The sequence below is a fragment of the Streptomyces sp. NPDC047880 genome, assembly GCF_040706515.1.
Taxonomy (GTDB): domain Bacteria; phylum Actinomycetota; class Actinomycetes; order Streptomycetales; family Streptomycetaceae; genus Streptomyces.
Genome location: NZ_JBEZOK010000012.1, coordinates 12,880 through 30,530 on the forward strand (window position 1 = coordinate 12,880; position 17,651 = coordinate 30,530).

The following is a 17,651-nucleotide window of genomic DNA, read 5'->3' on the forward strand; positions in this document are numbered from 1 at the left end:
GGCAATGACCGACATGACCCGACCGCCCGGCGACCAGACGCCGGATGCCCCGGACGCCCGTGGCGAGAGCGCGCTGGGCACCGGCCGCCGCACGAGCGCACCGGACACGGGCCGCCACGAGACCGACCGGAGCCCGGAACCGCCCGGCGGCACCGGTCACGACCTCGGAACCGGAGCGGACCGCGGCGCCGCACCCGGCACCGACACCGGCCGCCACGTCCCGCACGGCACCGACACCGGCAGCCACGTCCCACTCGGCACCGACGCGGACCGCGCCGCGGCACACGGCACCGACGTGCCCGGCACCGACCGGCGCGCGGACCGGCACGACACGGGCCGGTACGACACGGACGGATACGACACGGACCGGCATGACACGGGCCGGCTGGGATCCGGGGTGCCTCGCGGCGACCACGGCACCGGCTCCGACAAGGCCGGCTCCGCCAAGCACCGGGCCCACCTCCTCGCCCACGAGGAGTGCGACAAGTTCGGCGGGCGGCTGCAGCACGCCGTCGCCGGGTTCGTCGACGGGCCCCGGGCCGCCGTCGAGGAGGCCGACCACGTCCTGGAGGAGATCGCGGCCCGCTTCGCCGAGGCCGTGACGCAGCGCCGTCGCACCCTGCGCCACTCCTGGCAGTCCGTCGAGGGCGGCGAGAGCAGGTCCGTGTCGTCGGCCGACACCGAGCAGCTCCGGCTGGCCCTGAAGGACTACCGCGAGCTGGCCGAACGGCTGCTGCACGTGTGACCGGGGTGATTCCCCCGGTCAGCGATCCGCCCGGCGCTCCCGCCACTGCCGTACGACGTCCTCGACGTCGTACGGCTTCTTTCCCAGCGGGGGGCCGGGCGGAGGCTTGAACATCATGTCGCGGATCTTGACGTTGACCTCGTCGATGATCTTCCGGACGATCCGCTCCGAGGGGGCCGCGAGCGCGGCCTCCAGCGCGTCCTCCGCCTCCTTGCGCAGGGCCAGCGCCGGCGGCAGGACGGAGAAGCCCTCGCGGGCCATCTTCCGCTTGACCCACCACAGTTCGTCGTAGGTGCTCTCGATGTCGAGGGGGAGCGGTTCGCCCGCGCCCGGCAGCCGGTCGAACTCCCCACGCCTCTCCGCGTCACGGATCTGCTTGTCGACCCAGGACTCGAAGTCGACGCCCGGTGGCTTTCGCTCGGTCATGAGGCCATTGTGCCGGACACCGCGCAGCCGGGCGTTTTATCATGCGGCGGGCCAGGAACCTGTCTGGCCCCCGGGGACGGCCCGGGACCTCTCAGAAGGAGCGCACGTGCTCGAACTCACCATGGCCACCGTCGCGGAGGCGGAGGCGGGTGCCACGGCCGGCATGCTCATGGCCGAAGCGCCCAGCGAGCCGGGCGCGGTGCTGCGGGTGGGCCGCGACAGGTCCGTGTGCCGGCTGAGCACGCCGGACGACTGGCTGTTCGTCTCCCGCGTCCACCTGGAGTTCCTGTGCGGGCCGGAGGGCACCTGGCAGCTCACCTGGCTGCGCGGCTCCCAGCCCGACCCGTCCTCCGAGGTGCGGCTGACCATGGGGGAGTACGTCCAGCCGCTCGCCTACGGCGGCACCGTCCCGCTGCCCAGGGGCGGCAGCGGCGAGATCATCATCCAGGACCGCACCGCTCCGCGCAGCGTCAACGTGGGCTTCTACCACGAGGTCTGACGGCAGGGGCCGCACGCCGGCATACGCGTCGGCGCGAGCCCTCGTAGCCCTTCAGCTGCAGGACCTCACGCCAGCACGCGCGCCAGTGCGAACCCGTCGTAGCCCTTCATCCCCACCGTCTGGATCGCGGTGCCGCTCAGCCTCGGGTGGCCGGCGATCAGCTCGATCGCCGTGCGGGTGCCCGTCACGTCCGGGGCGGTGCTGTCCGCGTCGACGACCCGCCCGCCCCGTACGACGTTGTCGAGGACGATCAGGCTGCCCGTGCTGGTGAGCTTGACCGCCCACTCCACGTAGTGCGGGTTGTTGGCCTTGTCGGCGTCGATGAAGACGAGGTCGAACGGGGGCGGGTTCTCGTCGGCCAGCTTGGGCAGCGACTCCAGGGCCGGGCCCACCCGCACCTCGACGAGCTTGTCCAGGCCGGCGCGGGCGATGTTGCGCACGGCGACCTCGGCGTGCCGGGGGTCGTACTCCAGGGAGACCAGCCGCCCGCCGGCGGGCAGGGCCCGGCTCAGCCAGATGGTGCTGTAGCCGCCGAGCGTGCCGATCTCCAGGATGTGCCGTGCGCCCTGGATCTGGGCCAGGAGCTGGAGCAGCTTGCCCTGGTTGCCGGCGACGTTGATGTGCGGAAGCCCGGCGGCGTCGCTGTCCCGCAGGGCGGCCGCCAGGGCTTCGTCGTCCGGGGCGAGGTGGGCGGTGAAGTAGGCGTCGACCTCGTCCCAGACGTGCGACTCGCTCATGCACCTCTACCTTTCGTCAGCATAGTTAGCATCCCTAACTACTGGCGCTGACGAAGATAGTTGGTGCGCGCGGCGCTGTCAGCGGGTTTTCACTCGGCGTGTCGACCCGCCACCGAGGGCGCCGAACCGGGCAGCGGACGCCCCGCCGACTCCGCCATGCGCCACACCGCGAACCCGCCGATGACCGCCGCCGCCATCATGTAGTAGGCGGGCATCATCATGTTCCCGGTCGCGCCGATCAGGGCCGTCACGACCAGCGGGGTCGTGCCGCCGAACAGGGACACCGAAACGTTGAAGCCGATCGACAGCGAGCCGTAGCGGACCTTCGTCGGGAACAGCGCCGGCAGCGCCGAGGGCATCGACGCGGTGAAGCAGACCAGCAGCATGCCGAGGGCGCCCATGCCGAGCGCGACCGTGAGCAGGCTGCCCTCGCGGATCAGCAGCAGGGCCGGGACGGACAGCAGCAGGAAGCCCGCGCAGCCGGCGGCGATCACCGGTCGGCGGCCGACGCGGTCGGTCAGCGCGCCGGCGAACGGCTGGGCGATCATCATCGCGGCCATCACGCCGAGGACGACCAGCAGGCCGTGCGTCTCGTCGTAGTGGAGCTGACCGGTCAGGTAGCTCGGCATGTACGACAGCAGCATGTAGTCGGTGACGTTGAAGACCAGCACCAGGCCGACGCAGAGCAGCAGCGCACGCCACTGGCCCGCGACCATCTCGCGCAGCGGCGTCTTCGGGCGGTTGTTCTCGGCCTTCTCCGCCTCGGCTGCGAACGCCGGGGTCTCCTCCAGGCGCAGCCGCAGGTAGAGGCCGATGATGCCCATCGGGCCCGCGATCAGGAACGGGATGCGCCAGCCCCAGGAGGTCAGGTCGTCGGCGGAGAGCAGGGCGGTCATGATCGTGACCAGGCCCGCGCCGCCGATGTAGCCGGCCAGCGTGCCGAACTCCAGCCAGCTGCCGAGGAAGCCGCGCCGCTTGTCGGGGGCGTACTCGGCGATGAAGGTGGAGGCGCCCGCGTACTCACCGCCGGTGGAGAAGCCCTGCACGAGCCGGGCGGCCAGGAGCAGGATCGGCGCGCCGACACCGATCGTCGCGTACGACGGGATCAGGCCGATCGCGAAGGTGCCCGCGGCCATCATGATCATGGTGAGGGCGAGGACCTTCTGGCGGCCGACGCGGTCGCCGAGCGGGCCGAAGACCATGCCGCCGAGGGGGCGGACCAGGAAGGCCGCGGCGAAGGCGCCGAACGTGGACAGCAGCTGGGCGGTGGGGTTGCCCGAGGGGAAGAAGACCTTGCCCAGGGTGACGGCGATGTAGCTGTAGACGCCGAAGTCGAACCATTCCATCGCGTTGCCCAGCGCGGCCGCCTTCACGGCGCGCTTGACGAGCGCGGGGTCGGTGACGGTGGGGTCGGGGGTCTTCGCTGTGCGGGACTTCACGGGGGAACCGGGGGCGACGACTGAGGCAGTCGACAAGGCTGACTCGCCTACCTTTCAACGGGGACAGGGACGCGGTCCCGCGCGGCGGCGCTGTCGTACGGGCCGAAAGGGCGACGATAGGCGGATTTGCTCCGCTTACGGGCGGTACGGAAGTCGTTGCACGCTGCATGTAAACCGTCGCTGCGCTGGCGCTTCTGCCCCCTCGCCGGCACTTGTCACGTGATCTTCATGTGATCCTTGTCGCTTCCGTCGCGAGGCGGCCACCAGCCGTTCCGCGGTTGCCGTGCCTTTTGTTCCCGGTTGTCGCGCCTTCTTCCCTGGGGCCGCCCGCTCCCCATAGGGTTCACTGGAGAAATTGCCACATTCTGGACATGTGGGATGAACTGCTGCGGAAGGCCGATGAGGCGTGGCGGACGCGGATCACGGCGGACGACCGGCGGAGGGCTTCGGAACGACGGCCGCCGACGGGGTCCGCACACGCCTGCGCGCCGCACGCCTCGGACTGTGGCTGATCGCCGTCCTCCTCGCCGCCCGGCAGGTGGCCGTCGTCCTCGCGACCCCGCGCGGTGAGCGGCTGACGGACCTGGAGACCTGGGTCGGCCCGAACGGCGTGCTGCACGTGAACGGCTCGCTCTACGACTCCACCCGCTTCACGGGCACGCCCTTCGGAGGCCTCGTCCTCAAACCCCTCACCCGTTCGGCCGAACAGGCGCTCGGCTGGGGATGGACCTTCGGCACGCTGCTGCTCGTCGTCGCCCTCGCCCTGATCGCCGCTCGTGCCCTGCCCCCGCCGGTCAGCCGCCGTACGGCCCTGCTGGCCGCGCCGGCCGCCGTCAGCCTGCTGATGCTGTCCCTGCCCGTCCGCAGCACCCTGTCGCTCGGCCAGACCAGCATCATTCCGGTCCTGCTGGTCCTGCTCGGCTGCTTCACCGCCCGCGGCCAGCGGACCAGCGGCCTGCTCATCGGCGTCGCGGCGGCCCTCCAGCCCACCCTGCTGCTGTTCGCGCCGCTGCTGTGGTGCACCGGCCGCAGACGCGCCGCGCTCGCCACGGGCATCACCTTCGCCGCCGGCACCGGGCTCGCCTGGGCCGCCATGCCGCACGACTCCTCCCGGTACTGGGTCCACCACCTCGCGGGTGCCGGCCTCGGCGGGCGGGCCGACGACCTCGCCAACCAGTCCCTGCACGGCGCGCTGCTCCGGCTCGGCCTGGACGGCCCCGTGGAGATCGCGCTCTTCCTGGCGCTCGGCGCGGCCGTCGTCGTCCTGGCCTTGCGCCGGGCCGTGCGGTACTTCGACGACGGCCAGCTGCTGCTGGCCGTCGCGATCACCGGTTGTGCCGCGATCGTCGTCTCGCCCACGGCCTGGGAGCACCAGCTGCTGTGGGTGCTGCTCGCACTCGTCGGCCGGGCCGGCACCCGCGCCTCGGACCGCTACGTCTGGCCGGTCGCCGTCGTCCTGATCATGACCCTGCCGGCCCGGATGCTACTGCCGGACATGGCGTTCCTGCGGCCGCTGCGCGACAACGTCGTCCTGCTGGGCGCGCTCGCCGCCGCCACCGCGGTGCCGTTCCTGTCCCGCTCCTCGCCCGCCTACCGGTCACCGGCACCGCCCGCCCACGCGCCCACCGCCCCGGCCCGCTTCCGGCACGTGCCGCTGGTGCCGTTCCTGCGGCGGATCCTCAGCCGGCCCAACCTCCTGCTCGAACTGCTCCTCCTGCGCGTCACCTACGCCGCCTACTCCCAGGTCCGGCTCGCGGCCACCGGTGGCAGCAACTCGGCCGGGCGCGCCGAGGCCGAGAAGCACGGCATGCAGGTCTACGACGTCGAACGCGCCCTCCGCGTCGACGTCGAGCGCCGGCTCAACCACACCGTCGCCACGATCGACTGGCTGCGGGACTTCCTCGACTTCTACTACACGTCGTTCCACTTCGTGGTCCCCCTGGCCGTCCTCGCGGTCCTCTACTGGCGCCGCCCCGGCGACTACCGCTGGGCCCGCTCCGCCCTCGGATTCGCCACCCTGCTGGCCCTGGTGGGCTTCTGGCTCTACCCCCTCGCCCCGCCCCGTCTGATGCCGACGCTCGGCTTCATCGACACCGTGCACGGCACCCAGGACTTCTCCCGGCCCGACTACGGCACGCTCACCGCCCTCACCAACCAGTACGCGGCCATGCCGTCCCTGCACTTCGGCTGGGCGCTGTGGTGCGGACTCGTCATCGCGGTCCTGGCACGCCGGTGGTGGGTCAAGGCGCTGGGCGGGCTGCATCCGCTGCTCACCGGCGTCTCGATCGTGGCCACCGGCAACCACTGGGTGCTGGACGCGGCCGGGGGAGCGGTGGTGGTGGCGGCGGGCTTCGGCCTGGCCTATCTCCTTCAGGGCCCGCGTCCCCGCCTTTCCACCGCCCGGCCGCCCGGCCGTGGTTCCTCCCCGAGATGCAACCAGGTTGAGGGTCGCGCACGATGAGAGGAAGGGCATCCCTCCCTGGAGGTGATCGGCATGCGACGTGTGCTCACCGTCCTGGCGGCGCTGGCTCTCCCGATCTCCCTGGCGGGAGTACCGGCTGTGGCGGCGTCACATTCGACTACCGCGACCGCCGTCGTGAAACACGCCACGGCAGCAGACGAGTTGAAGCATCCAGCAGCTCTTGTGGCCCAAGGGCCGGACGACGTCTGCGACTTCACCGACAGCCGGCCGACCCTGCACCTGGGATCCTCCGGGGCGGCGGTCCAGCAGGCGCAGTGCTATCTGAACCAGGCGATCGGCGCAGGTCTGGACGAGGACGGGGACTTCGGCCGCATCACGCAATCCGCGACCAGGGACTTCCAGCAGTGTGCCGGAATCGTCGTCGACGGCCGCATCGGAGCTCAGACCTGGTCGTTCCTCTCCTTCTGGGCCAACGCCCCGGACGCCCCCTTCTGCTGACGGGCTCGACGACTGTGCATCTCCACGGGCGGGCGAGGACGCCGTTCGCCAGGTGGGTCAGGCGCCGGTTGCGGGTGTGGTGGAGCAGGGCGTTGAGGCTGAAGCCGGTGGAGCGGAGGGCGACCGAGGTGGCAGCCGGCCGGCCTGCGTGGGCTGCCACGTCCGCATCGGCGGGGCGCCTGCGAGGGCGGCCGGGACGCCACCTGCGCACCGGCCGGCCGGTGACGGTGCGGGCGTGCACGGACCCGGTGCGGGGTGCGGCGGGCGTGTTGCGGAGGCTGAGGCCGAGGGTGGTCACGGCCGTCCCTCCGGATGGTGCGGGCTGGTGCCGGAGGCCGTGGTGTGCGGCTCGGTGCCGGTCACGTCGTCCGCCACGCGCGTCGCCTCGCCGCTGTCACCGCCTTCGCCGCGGGTGGCGATCAGCGACCAGGCGATGGAGACGGTGATGGTGACGACGATGACGCCGAGGGTGAGGGGGATGGGCAGCTTGCCGACGGGGGTTTCGGACAGGATGAGCTTGACGCCGGCGAAGGCGAGCAGGACCGCGAGCCCGTAGTGCAGGTAGGCGAATCGGCGCAGGAGTCCGGCCAGGCAGAAGTACAGGCTGCGCAGACCCAGGACGGCGAAGGCGTTGGCGGTCCACACGATGAAGGTGTTGGTGGTGATCGCCAGGACGGCTGCGACGGAGTCGACGGCGAAGATGAGGTCGGTGGCCTCGACCGCGACCAGCACCACGAACAGCAGCGTCGCCACTCGTTTGCCGCTGACGCGGATGAAGAACCTGTCGCCGTGGAAGCGCGGGTCGGTGGGGATGATCTTCTTGACGAGCCGGACGACGGGGTTGCGGTCGGGGTGGACCTCCTCGTCCTTGGAGACGGCCATCTTCCAGCCGGTCCAGATCAGGAACGCACCGAACAGGTAGGCGGTCCAGAAGAACACCTGAAGCAGTTCGGCGCCGATGAAGATGAACACCAGCCGGGCCGCGAGCGCACCGATGACGCCCCAGAAGAGGACCTTGTGCTGGTAGGCGTCGGGCACGGCGAAGAAGGAGAAGACCAGCGCGAATACGAAGACGTTGTCGATCGACAGGGCCTTCTCGATCAGGTAGCCGGCGTAGTACGTCGAGGAGGCCTCGCCGCCTTGCCATGCCCACAGGATGAGGCCGAAGCCGAGACCGATGGCGATCCACAGGCCGCTCCACAGCGCGGCCTCGCGGAAGCCGATCACATGGTTGTCGCGGTGAGCGATCAGGTCAACGGCGAGCATGACGCCGATGCCGACGGTGACCGCTGCCCACACCCACAGCGGGACGGCGAATGACAGTTCATTCATGGCGTATCGGTTTCCTCGGGCGGGGGCGGAATGACGCATTCGGAGAACGGAGGTGGTGCCCTGGGCCCTGGCGGATACGGAGGGCAGCCGGGCCCGGGCGCTGGTTCACCTGGTGGTCGCGAGAGGTGCTCACCTCCCTGGTCGGACGGGCCGCCGAACAGCGGTGTCGGCGGTGCGGCGACGCGGCCGCAGTGCGGGCGGTGCGGTGGGGGTGTCTCCAGCGTCACCTGACTCTTGGATTCCCGTCAAATGTTACGCGAAAACCTTTTCGGCAATTTCTTTTCGTGAGATGATGTTGGTGATACGAAGTCGGCTTCGTATGATGAAGGCCATGAGTCAGCCCTCCAGCCCGCGTGGCGATCAGTGGACCTTCCTGACCAACCACGCCCGAGTTCTGATCGCCCTCGCCCGCGACCCTGGAGCGCGCGGCCGCGACGTCGCCGACTCCATCGGTATCACCGAGCGCGCCGTTCAGCTGATCGTCGCCGACCTTGAAGCGGCCGGATACCTCACCCGCGAGCGCGTAGGCCGCCGCAACCGCTACACCATCGATCCCACCGTCGCCCTGCGTCACCCCAGCGAGGCGGACCACCCTGTCGGCGACCTCCTGGCCACCTTCCTGCATCGCGAGGACACCCCGGCCGACGACCGCGGACGCGCCGCCTCGTAAGCCGGTCCCGGCCGAGCGTGGCGGCGCTGGGGGTGCGGCGGCAGGCCCCAGCCGCGCCTTCCCCCGTGGGGCAGCCGGGATCGATCCTGCGCCCGGGCCTCAGTGGCCGGGGCAGGGCACGGCCAGCGGTGCCCACGGCACCGGCGAGGCCGCGTGGACGAACGGGCCGCCGCGGATGGTGGCGGCCTCCATCACCGTGCAGGCGTCCAGGCCCGCAGGCCCGCTGCGCGAGACCACCAGCGGTGAGCAGCCGTGCAGGACCGCCGTGTCCAGCAGGGCCTTCGCCGCGTGCAGCCGCCCGCCTTCGCGAGAAGCAGGCCGGTGGTAGACGGCCGCCTGGTACTTGATCCCCGCGCGGGCCAGGCGCGGCATGGCCCGTCCCAGCACCGCGCGGACCGCCATCGAGTCCGGGCGTGCGGTGCTGGCCCTGGGTGGCGGCGGAGGCATGACCGCGATCAGCAGCAATGGTGCGCCGCGCGCGGCGGCGAGTCGGACGGCTGCGTCCACCACGGCGGTGTCATCCAGGCGGTCGGCCAGTACCGCGGCCACCGGGGATCGCGGACGGGCGACCGAGGGGGCGGCCGGGGTGGACGAGGGGTTCGGGCGGGTGCGGTTCATGGCGGTTGCACCTTCCGAGAGAGGGGAGGGGGTACTTCCAGCGTCTCCATCGCCCGCGAAGCGCGTCAATACTTACGTGAAAGTTTTTTCGCGTATTTCGTATCGCATGTCTCGGGTCGCGTGTGCGGTGCGCCCCCCCGTGCGGGGCGGACTGGCTGAGGTCCGCCCGCGGGCATGGGGTACAGAAGTCGTACCTCAGCTCTGCGCGGCGCCGGGTGAGTGTCGTTCCGGCAGCCGGGACGGACTGGAAGGGCCTCGTTCCCCGTAGGGTCCGGCACCGCACTCGAACCACACGGTCTTCCCGCCCCCGGACCACAGCGACACGCCCCACTTGTCGGCCACCGCGTCCAGCAGGAGCAGCCCCCGGCCGTTCTCGGACTCCGCGTCCAACGTGTCGGGCAGGCGCGGCAGTTCATCGCTGCTGTCCGTTACCTCCACGCGTACGCCGGTGCGCTGCCGCAGCAAGAGCAGCGCGCAGCGGCGGTCCGGGACGTGCCGTACGACGTTGGCGAGCAGCTCCGTCACGCCCAGCTCCACGGCGTCCGACAGTTCGGGCATGCGCCACTCCTCGAGGAAGGAGCGGACGATACGGCGGATGTGCCGGGGGGCGTGCGAGCCGACGGTGAGGCGCATCGCGTACTGGGCGGGAATGTATTCGTTCACGGGACGAGGCTGACGTGCGGTGACTACCCTCGGCTACGGAACGGATACAACCGGTTCCGTTGTGGACCGTGTTGCGTGAGAGGGGCTTTGCAGTGACCCACATCAACTCCCTCGACCCGGGTGCGTCGCCGCTCGACTACTACGGTTTCGAGCTGCGACGCCACAGGGAGGCCGCCGGGCTGACCCAGCGGCAGTTGGGGGACATCCTCAACTACACCGGCTCGTTGGTGGGCCAGATCGAGACCGCCAGGAAACTTCCGACGCCTGAGTTCAGTGAACGGGCGGATGCGGCGCTGGGGACGGACGGTATGTTCTCCCGGCTGGTCGAGCTGGTGTTGCGGAGTCGGCTTCCGGCGTGGTTCCAGCAGGTGGCGGAGCTGGAGGGGCGGGCGACGGAGATCAGTACCTTCCAGACCCATGCCATTCACGGCCTTCTGCAGACCCCCCAGTACGCACGTGCCGTGCTCGGAGTGCTGGACGACACCGACCTGGAAGACCGCACTGCCGTCCGGTTGGCTCGACAGCGCATCCTGGAGAAGGGGCAGGCCGCGGTCCTCTGGATGGTCATCAGCGAATCCGTCCTGTACCAGGAGGTGGGCGGCCGGGAGACCATGCGAGGGCAACTGGCTCATCTGTTGGCCTTCGAGCGCATCCCCGCGGTCAATATCCAGATCTTGCCGTTCTCTGCCGGTGAGCATGCAGGAATGCAAGGCTCGTTCACCCTCTTCCGGTTCGCGAGCGACGCGGCCATCGTCTACACAGAGGGCTACGGCAGCGGGCATCCGACCGCGAATCCGGGCACCGTCAAGGATTGCTCGCTCCGTTACGATCATCTGCAGGCCGCCGCGCTCTCCCTCAGGGATTCGGCGGAGTTGATCCGGCGAGTGATGGAGGAACGCTATGGCGAGCAACGCGCTTCCGGCGGGGACTCAGTGGCGTAAGTCCAGCTACAGCAGCGATCAAGGCGGCGAATGCGTCGAATGCGCGCCGATCGGGGCGCTGGCCTGGCGCAAGTCGACCTACAGCGGTGACCAAGGCGGTGAATGTGTAGAGGTCGCCGAGACCTCTGCCACCATCGCCGTACGCGACTCCAAGACCCCGGCGGGACCGATCCTCACCCTCGATCCCGCCGCCTTCACCACGTTCATCAACTGGACGTCTACAACCGCTGAATGATCGTGCCGGTGGCCAAACCGCCCCCCGCGCACATCGTGATCAGCGCGAACTCCTTGTCCGCGCGCTCCAGTTCATGAAGAGCCGTCGTGATGAGCCGGGCCCCGGTCGCTCCCACCGGGTGCCCGAGCGCGATCGCGCCGCCGTTGACGTTGACCTTCGACAGGTCCTGGTCGAAGACCCGCGCCCAGCTCAGCACCACCGACGCGAACGCCTCGTTGATCTCCACGAGGTCGATGTCCTTCAACGACATCCCGGCCTTGCCCAGCACCGCGTTCGTCGCGTCGATCGGGCCGTCGAGGTGGAAGTGGGGGTCGGATCCCACGAGGGCCTGGGCCACGATCCGGGCCCGGGGCCGCAGCTTCAGCGCCCGGGTCATCCGCTTCGACGCCCACATGATCGCCGCCGCGCCGTCGGAGATCTGGGACGAGTTCCCGGCCGTGTGCACCGCCGTCGGCATGATCGGCTTCAGCGCGGCCAGCGCCTCCGCCGTCGTGTCGCGAAGGCCCTCGTCCTTGTCGACCAGGCGCCACATGCCCTGCCCGGCGTGCTGCTCCTCCTCGGTCGTGGGGACCTGCACCGCGAACGTCTCCCGTTTGAAGCGCTCCTCAGCCCAGGCGTGGGCGGCCCGTTCCTGCGAGGCGAGACCCAGCGCGTCGACGTCGTCGCGGGTCAGGCCCCGGTGGCGGGCGATCCGCTCGGCCGCCTCGAACTGGTTGGGCAGGTCCACGTTCCACTCGTCGGGGAACGGCTTGCCCGGACCGTGCTTCGAACCCGACCCCAGCGGCACCCGCGACATCGACTCCACCCCGCAGGAGATGCCGACGTCGATCACGCCCGCCGCGACCATGTTGGCCACCATGTGCGAGGCCTGCTGGGAGGACCCGCACTGCGCGTCCACGGTCGTCGCGGCCGTCTCGTAGGGGAGCCCCATGGCCAGCCAGGCCGTGCGCGCGGGGTTCATGGACTGCTCGCCGGCGTGGGTGACCGTACCGCCGACGATCTGCTCGACGCAGTCCGCGGGGATGCCGGTGCGGCCCAGGAGTTCGCGGTAGGTCTCGCCCAGGAGGTAGCCGGGGTGGAGGTTGGCGAGCGCGCCGCCGCGCTTGCCGATCGGGGTGCGTACGGCTTCGACGATCACGGGTTCGGCAGCCATGGGTGCGGGTCCTCTCCGGGAGGCTCAGCGGAACTAGTACGCGTTCTAGTTCTGCAAGCAGTGTGCTGAGGGTCGCTCGGTGACCGCAATAGTCGTGCGGGCAATTGGCGGGCCCGTGCCTCTTGCTACTTGTAGAACCCGTTACTACCGTCACCGCAACTCCGCACAGCTGATGGGCCGTCAGGCCGATGAGTCGGTACGAGTGGTGGGAGCCGCCCATGCCCTGTCCCGCGCTGCCCGACGGGTTCGACTTCACCGACCCCGACCTGCTGCACCGCCGCGTGCCCCTGCCGGAGTTCGCGGAGCTGCGCCGCACCGAACCCGTCTGCTGGGTGCCGCAGCCGGCCGGTCTCGCCGGCTTCCAGGACGAGGGCTACTGGGCGGTCACCCGGCATTCCGACGTCAAGTACGTCTCCACGCACCCGGAGTTGTTCTCGTCGTACCTGAACACGGCGATCATCCGCTTCAACGAGCACATCGAGCGCGACTCCATCGACGCGCAGCGGCTGATCCTGCTGAACATGGACCCACCGGAGCACACCCGGGTCCGGCAGATCGTGCAGCGCGGGTTCACGCCCCGGGCGATCCGGGCGCTGGAGGGCAGGCTGCGGGCCCGGGCCCACTCCATCGTCGAAGGCGCCCGCGCGCACACCGGGCCGTTCGACTTCGTCACCCAGGTCGCCTGCGAACTGCCCCTCCAGGCGATCGCCGAGCTGATGGGCGTCCCCCAGGAGGACCGGGACAAGATCTTCGATTGGTCCAACAAGATGATCGCGTACGACGATCCCGAGTACGCCATCACCGAGGAGGTCGGTGCCGAGTCGGCCACGGAGATCATCGCCTACGCGATGAACATGGCCGCCGACCGCAAGCAGTGCCCGGCCCACGACATCGTCACGCAGCTCGTCGCGGCGGAGGACGAGGGCAACCTCAGCTCCGACGAGTTCGGCTTCTTCGTACTGATGCTGGCCGTCGCGGGCAACGAGACCACCCGCAACGCGATCACCCACGGCATGCACGCCTTCCTCACCCACCCTGAACAGTGGGAGCTGTACAAGAGCGACCGCCCGGACACGGCGGCGGAGGAGATCGTGCGCTGGGCGACCCCCGTAGCCGCCTTCCAGCGCACGGCCACCCAGGACACCGAACTGGGCGGCAAGCGCATCCGCAAGGGTGACCGGCTGGGCCTGTTCTACGCCTCGGCCAACCACGACCCCGAGGTCTTCGACGACCCGGACACCTTCGACGTCACCCGCGACCCCAACCCGCACCTCGGCTTCGGTGGCGGCGGCCCGCACTACTGCCTGGGCAAGTCCCTCGCCGTCCTGGAGATCAACCTCATCTTCAACGCGATCGCCGACGCCATGCCCGGGCTGAGGCTCGTCGGGGATCCACGGCGCCTGCGGTCGGCGTGGATCAACGGTGTGAAGGAGCTGCCGGTGAGCACGGGCTGACGTACGTACCGGTCCGGACATGGCACAGGCGGCGGCCCCGGGGATCAGGGGGCCGCCGCCTGGTCGTCCAGAGAAACAGGGCCCCGGTCGTGCCCGCAAAGCCCGCCCTACTAGGCCGGGCCGCATGTCCGCCCACTCCCGTGGGGGTGACCGGGGAGTTGTTGCTACGGCCCCGCTTCGTACGTGACGCGGGTCATGTGGGGGGCCTCACTGCCGGGACGCCTCGAACGTGACCGGCGTCTCGAAGGCCGCCCGGCGCGTGGCCCTGCGCAGCGCCCTGAGGACCGCGGGCCCCACGGTGAGGGTCAGCACGACCGTGACGACGGCCCGGCCCAGGTCCCAGCCGAGCGAGGTGGCGACGCAGTACGCGACGAAACGGGCCAGGTTCGTGGCGACCGGCGCGTGCGGGTCGAAGGCCACGTTCGAGGCGAGAGCACCCATGAACGGCCAGCCCGCCATGTTCATCACCGTGCCGTACGCGAACGCGGCGAGGAAGCCGTATCCGGCGAGCATCACGAGCTCGGCCCGGCCACGCAGCCGGTCCGGGCCCGGCAGCAGGCCGGCCCCCGTCGCGAACCAGCCCATCGCCAGCATCTGAAACGGCAGCCACGGCCCGACCCCGCCCGTGAGCAGCGCCGACGCGAACATCGTCACCGAGCCGAGGACGAACCCGAAGCCCGGGCCGAGCACCCGCCCGCTCAGCACCATCAGGAAGAACATCGGCTCGATGCCGGCGGTACCGGCACCGATCGGCCGCAGGGCCGCTCCCGTGGCGGCCAGCACACCGAGCATCGCGACCGCCTTCGGGCCGAGACCGGCCTCCGCCACTGCCGCACCCGCGACCGCCACGAGCAGCACCAGCAGGCCCGCGAAGAGCCAGGGCGCGTCCTGCGCGTGCGCGCTGAGCCGTGAGGTCGGCGGGGCGAGGAAGGGCCAGGTGAAACCTGCGACGCCCACCGCGCTGACCAAGGCCAGGGCGATGACGGAGCGCGGACCGAGGCGGACCGCCCGGGCCTGCCGCACGCGGGTCGTCGGGGCGCCCATCAGCCGGCCTCGGGGTGCAGGGCCGCGCGGACCTCGGTGACCGTGAGCCAGTGCTGCGGCGCCAGGATCTTCGTGACCTGCGGGGCGAACGACGGCGAGGACACCACGATGTCGGCCGTCGGGCCGTCGGCGATCACCTCGCCCTCGGCCAGCAGCACCACCCGGTGCGCGAGCTCGGCCGCGAGCTCCACGTCGTGCGTGGCCAGGACGATGGCGTGCCCGTCGGCGGCCAGTGCGCGCAGCACCGCCACCAGCCGGGCCTTCGCCGCGTAGTCCAGGCCCCGGGTCGGCTCGTCCAGCAGGAGCAGCGGGGGCCGCGCGGTCAGCACCACGGCCAGGGCGAGCGCGAGCCGCTGCCCCTCCGAGAGGTCGCGCGGGTGAGTGCCGTCGGTGACGTCGGGCAGCAGCTCGCAGACCAGGGCGCGGCAGGTGCCGGGGACCGCGCCCGCGTCCTGGTCGGCCGCCGCGCACTCGGCGGCGACGGTGTCGGCGCAGAGCAGGTCGCGGGGCTCCTGCGGGACCAGGCCGACCTTGCGGACGAGGTCCTTCGGGGCGGTGCGGTGGGGTGTGGCTTCGCCCAGACGGACGGTCCCGGAGCTGGGCTTGACGAGGCCGACCAGGGCGTTGAGGAGGGTGGATTTTCCGGCGCCGTTGCGGCCCATGAGCGCGATGGTCTCGCCGGGGGCGATGGTGAGGTCGATGTGGCTGAGGGCTTGGATGCGGGCGCGGGTGACCGAGAGGGCTCGTACTTCGCCTATGGGGGTGGGGAGTGCCTCGTGCCGGCGGGAGCGGGTCGTTCGTGGGTGATCGCGCAGTTCCCCGCGCCCCTTGGGGGCGGCGTTTTCCAGCTCTCGCTTGAGATCTCCTGCCTTGCGGCGGGCGTCGCGGACCGTCAGGGGGAGGGGGGTCCAGCCCGCCATGCGGCCCAGGGCCACCACCGGTGGGTACACCGGGGACACGGCCATCACCTCCGCCGGGGGGCCCAGGACCGGGGCGGCGCCCGGGCCGGGCAGGAGGACGACCCGGTCGGCGTACTGGATGACGCGTTCCAGCCGGTGCTCGGCCATGAGGACCGTCGTGCCGAGGTCGTGGACGAGCCGCTGGAGGACGGCCAGCACCTCCTCGGCGGCCGCCGGGTCGAGCGCGGAGGTCGGCTCGTCCAGGACGAGGACGCTCGGGTGCGGGGTGAGGACCGAGCCGATCGCGACGCGCTGCTGCTGGCCGCCGGAGAGGGTGGCGATCGGGCGGTCCCGCAGGCCGGCGAGGCCGAGCAGATCGAGGGTCTCCTCGACGCGGCGGCGCATCACGTCCGGGGCGAGGCCCAGCGACTCCATGCCGTAGGCGAGTTCGTCCTCGACGGTGTCGGTGACGAAGTGCGACAGCGGGTCCTGCCCCACCGTGCCCACCACGTCGGCCAGTTCGCGCGGCTTGTGGGTGCGGGTGTCGCGGCCGGCGACCGTGACCCGGCCGCGCAGGGTGCCGCCGGTGAAGTGCGGGACGAGCCCGCCGACCGCGCCCAGGACGGTGGACTTGCCCACGCCGGACGGGCCTGCCAGCAGGACGAGTTCACCTTCCGGCACCTCGAAGTCGATGCCCTGGACGGTGGGTGTGCCGGCCCCGTCGTAGGTCACGGAGACATCCTCGAAGCGGATCACGACGGCTCCTTGGGGTCGGGGGCGACGAACGCGGGCAGCAGGCCGAGGAGTACGGCCGCGGCCGGCCAGAGGGGGAGGGCGGGGGCGGCCAGGGGGACCACGCCCGGGTGCAGGGCCGCGGGGTCGCGGGCCGCGCAGAGGGCGAGCAGGGCCGCGACCGCGACGCCGGAGGCGGCGACCAGCAAGGCCCGCACGTCCCAGCGGTCCGGGCGGTAACGGGTGCGGAGGGACCGGCGGCCGCCGAGCTTGAGACCCGCGAGGGCGGCGGTGAGACCCGCGAGGAGTACGGGCAGGCCGTACGCGGCTCCCTCGGCCGTGAGCAGCCCGTACGTTCCCGCGCAGACGCCCAGCAGGCCGCCGACGGTGAGGGCGGCGGTGGTACGGCGCACGGCGGGCGGGACCCGGGCGGTACGGCCGTAGCCGCGGGCGTCCATCGCTGCGGCGAGGGAGACGGAGCGCTCCAGCGCGCCCTCCAGGACCGGCAGTCCCACCTGCAGCAGGCCCCGGACGCCCCGGTCCGGACGGCCGCGCAGCCGGCGGGCGGCGCGCAGGCGCCGGACGTCGGCGATGAGGTTCGGGGCGAAGGTGAGGGCGACGACGACCGCGACGCCCAGCTCGTACAGGGCGCCCGGGAGGGACTTCAGGAGGCGGGAGGGGTTGGCGAGGGCGTTCGCGGCGCCGACGCAGATGAGCAGGGCGGCCAGCCTCAGCCCGTCGTACAGGGCGAAGGTGAGGGCCTCCGCGGTCACCTCGCCGCCGAGGCGGATGCCCTGGGCCCAGGCGGGGAGGGGGAGCTCGGGGAGGGTGAGGAGGGTGTGGGTGCCGGGGATGGGCGAGCCGAGGACGGTCGCGAAGAGGAGGCGGACGATGATCACGGCGAGGGCGAGTTTGACGAAGGCGCCGTAGGAGCGGGACCAGGGGGTGTCGGGGCGGCGGGTGGCCACGACGTAGGCGGAGACCGCGATGAGCAGGCCGAGGAGGAGGGGGTTGGTGGTGCGGGTGGCCGCGGTACCGAGGCCGAGCGCCCACAGCCACCAGGCGCCGGGGTGCAGTTGTGCTCGGCGTCGGCGCCCGGGCCGGGGCGGGCCGGGGTGGACCCCCATCGCCCCGGCGGCACGAC

18 protein-coding genes are annotated in these 17,651 nt (G+C 71.4%); 8 read left to right on the forward strand and 10 right to left on the reverse strand.

Annotated elements, in window-relative coordinates; genetic code table 11:
• Positions 1 to 4 precede the first annotated feature (4 nt).
• Positions 5 to 745 carry a hypothetical protein gene (locus tag AB0937_RS19340; RefSeq protein WP_366713162.1) on the forward strand — a complete coding sequence of 247 codons (741 nt, stop codon included), beginning with the start codon at positions 5 to 7 and terminating at the stop codon, positions 743 to 745.
• A gap of 18 nt (positions 746 to 763) precedes the next feature.
• Here the strand turns inward: AB0937_RS19340 and AB0937_RS19345 are convergent, their stop codons facing one another.
• Positions 764 to 1,171 carry a DUF1992 domain-containing protein gene (locus tag AB0937_RS19345; protein WP_366713163.1) on the reverse strand — a complete coding sequence of 136 codons (408 nt, stop codon included), beginning with the start codon at positions 1,169 to 1,171 and terminating at the stop codon, positions 764 to 766.
• 106 nt (positions 1,172 to 1,277) lie between these two features.
• Here AB0937_RS19345 and AB0937_RS19350 point away from each other — a divergent pair, with 106 nt between their 5' ends.
• Positions 1,278 to 1,670, forward strand: a complete 393-nt coding sequence (locus tag AB0937_RS19350) for a hypothetical protein (protein WP_366713165.1) — start codon at positions 1,278 to 1,280, stop codon at positions 1,668 to 1,670.
• Positions 1,671 to 1,735: 65 nt separating this feature from the next.
• Here AB0937_RS19350 and AB0937_RS19355 read toward each other — a convergent pair whose 3' ends face one another.
• Together AB0937_RS19355 and proP are read right to left on the reverse strand one after the other, a co-directional pair.
• Positions 1,736 to 2,407 (reverse strand): O-methyltransferase, encoded by a 672-nt coding sequence (locus AB0937_RS19355; RefSeq protein ID WP_366713166.1) that lies wholly within the window; start codon positions 2,405 to 2,407, stop codon positions 1,736 to 1,738.
• Positions 2,408 to 2,496: 89 nt separating this feature from the next.
• Positions 2,497 to 3,882, reverse strand: coding sequence for a glycine betaine/L-proline transporter ProP (proP, locus tag AB0937_RS19360; RefSeq protein WP_366713168.1), 1,386 nt, complete (start codon positions 3,880 to 3,882; stop codon positions 2,497 to 2,499).
• Between the two features lie 370 nt (positions 3,883 to 4,252).
• Between proP and AB0937_RS19365 the strand changes: the two genes are divergently transcribed.
• The gene (locus tag AB0937_RS19365; RefSeq protein WP_366713170.1) at positions 4,253 to 6,307 is read left to right on the forward strand and encodes a phosphatase PAP2 family protein; all 2,055 of its coding nucleotides are present in this window, start codon (positions 4,253 to 4,255) and stop codon (positions 6,305 to 6,307) included.
• 33 nt (positions 6,308 to 6,340) lie between these two features.
• The gene (locus tag AB0937_RS19370; protein WP_366713171.1) at positions 6,341 to 6,766 is read left to right on the forward strand and encodes a peptidoglycan-binding domain-containing protein; all 426 of its coding nucleotides are present in this window, start codon (positions 6,341 to 6,343) and stop codon (positions 6,764 to 6,766) included.
• A 294-nt stretch (positions 6,767 to 7,060) separates the two neighbouring features.
• On the opposite strand, the gene AB0937_RS19375 is transcribed toward AB0937_RS19370, so the two are convergent.
• Positions 7,061 to 8,098 carry a TerC family protein gene (locus AB0937_RS19375; RefSeq protein WP_366713172.1) on the reverse strand — a complete coding sequence of 346 codons (1,038 nt, stop codon included), beginning with the start codon at positions 8,096 to 8,098 and terminating at the stop codon, positions 7,061 to 7,063.
• Positions 8,099 to 8,429: 331 nt separating this feature from the next.
• On the opposite strand from AB0937_RS19375, the gene AB0937_RS19380 reads away from it, so the two are divergent.
• Positions 8,430 to 8,768: a helix-turn-helix domain-containing protein gene (locus AB0937_RS19380; RefSeq protein ID WP_366713173.1), complete on the forward strand. Its 339-nt coding sequence runs from the start codon at positions 8,430 to 8,432 to the stop codon at positions 8,766 to 8,768.
• 99 nt (positions 8,769 to 8,867) lie between these two features.
• Here the strand turns inward: AB0937_RS19380 and AB0937_RS19385 are convergent, their stop codons facing one another.
• Positions 8,868 to 9,386, reverse strand: coding sequence for a universal stress protein (locus tag AB0937_RS19385; protein ID WP_366713174.1), 519 nt, complete (start codon positions 9,384 to 9,386; stop codon positions 8,868 to 8,870).
• A 195-nt stretch (positions 9,387 to 9,581) separates the two neighbouring features.
• Positions 9,582 to 10,049, reverse strand: coding sequence for an ATP-binding protein (locus AB0937_RS19390; protein ID WP_366713176.1), 468 nt, complete (start codon positions 10,047 to 10,049; stop codon positions 9,582 to 9,584).
• 92 nt (positions 10,050 to 10,141) lie between these two features.
• Here AB0937_RS19390 and AB0937_RS19395 point away from each other — a divergent pair, with 92 nt between their 5' ends.
• Complete coding sequence (locus AB0937_RS19395) at positions 10,142 to 10,990, forward strand: helix-turn-helix transcriptional regulator (protein WP_366713177.1); 849 nt, start codon at positions 10,142 to 10,144, stop codon at positions 10,988 to 10,990.
• On the forward strand, positions 10,950 to 11,225 hold the full coding sequence (locus AB0937_RS19400) for a DUF397 domain-containing protein (protein WP_366713179.1): 276 nt from the start codon (positions 10,950 to 10,952) through the stop codon (positions 11,223 to 11,225). Before AB0937_RS19395 ends, AB0937_RS19400 begins: the two co-directional genes overlap by 41 nt.
• On the opposite strand, the gene AB0937_RS19405 is transcribed toward AB0937_RS19400, so the two are convergent.
• Complete coding sequence (locus AB0937_RS19405; protein WP_234845298.1) at positions 11,209 to 12,378, reverse strand: steroid 3-ketoacyl-CoA thiolase; 1,170 nt, start codon at positions 12,376 to 12,378, stop codon at positions 11,209 to 11,211. The genes AB0937_RS19400 and AB0937_RS19405 overlap by 17 nt on opposite strands.
• A 218-nt stretch (positions 12,379 to 12,596) precedes the next feature.
• Here AB0937_RS19405 and AB0937_RS19410 point away from each other — a divergent pair, with 218 nt between their 5' ends.
• Positions 12,597 to 13,832, forward strand: a complete 1,236-nt coding sequence (locus tag AB0937_RS19410; RefSeq protein ID WP_366713181.1) for a cytochrome P450 — start codon at positions 12,597 to 12,599, stop codon at positions 13,830 to 13,832.
• 207 nt (positions 13,833 to 14,039) lie between these two features.
• On the opposite strand, the gene AB0937_RS19415 is transcribed toward AB0937_RS19410, so the two are convergent.
• The 3 genes from AB0937_RS19415 to AB0937_RS19425 are packed head-to-tail and all read right to left on the reverse strand — an operon-like array spanning position 14,040 to position 17,634.
• Positions 14,040 to 14,876 carry an ECF transporter S component gene (locus tag AB0937_RS19415; protein ID WP_366713183.1) on the reverse strand — a complete coding sequence of 279 codons (837 nt, stop codon included), beginning with the start codon at positions 14,874 to 14,876 and terminating at the stop codon, positions 14,040 to 14,042.
• Positions 14,876 to 16,531: an ATP-binding cassette domain-containing protein gene (locus AB0937_RS19420; RefSeq protein ID WP_366713185.1), complete on the reverse strand. Its 1,656-nt coding sequence runs from the start codon at positions 16,529 to 16,531 to the stop codon at positions 14,876 to 14,878. The genes AB0937_RS19415 and AB0937_RS19420 overlap by 1 nt, the downstream gene beginning before the upstream one ends.
• A complete protein-coding gene (locus AB0937_RS19425; protein WP_366713426.1) occupies positions 16,528 to 17,634 on the reverse strand; it encodes an energy-coupling factor transporter transmembrane component T in 1,107 nt (368 codons plus the stop codon). The genes AB0937_RS19420 and AB0937_RS19425 overlap by 4 nt, the downstream gene beginning before the upstream one ends.
• Between the last annotated feature and the right edge of the window lie 17 nt (positions 17,635 to 17,651).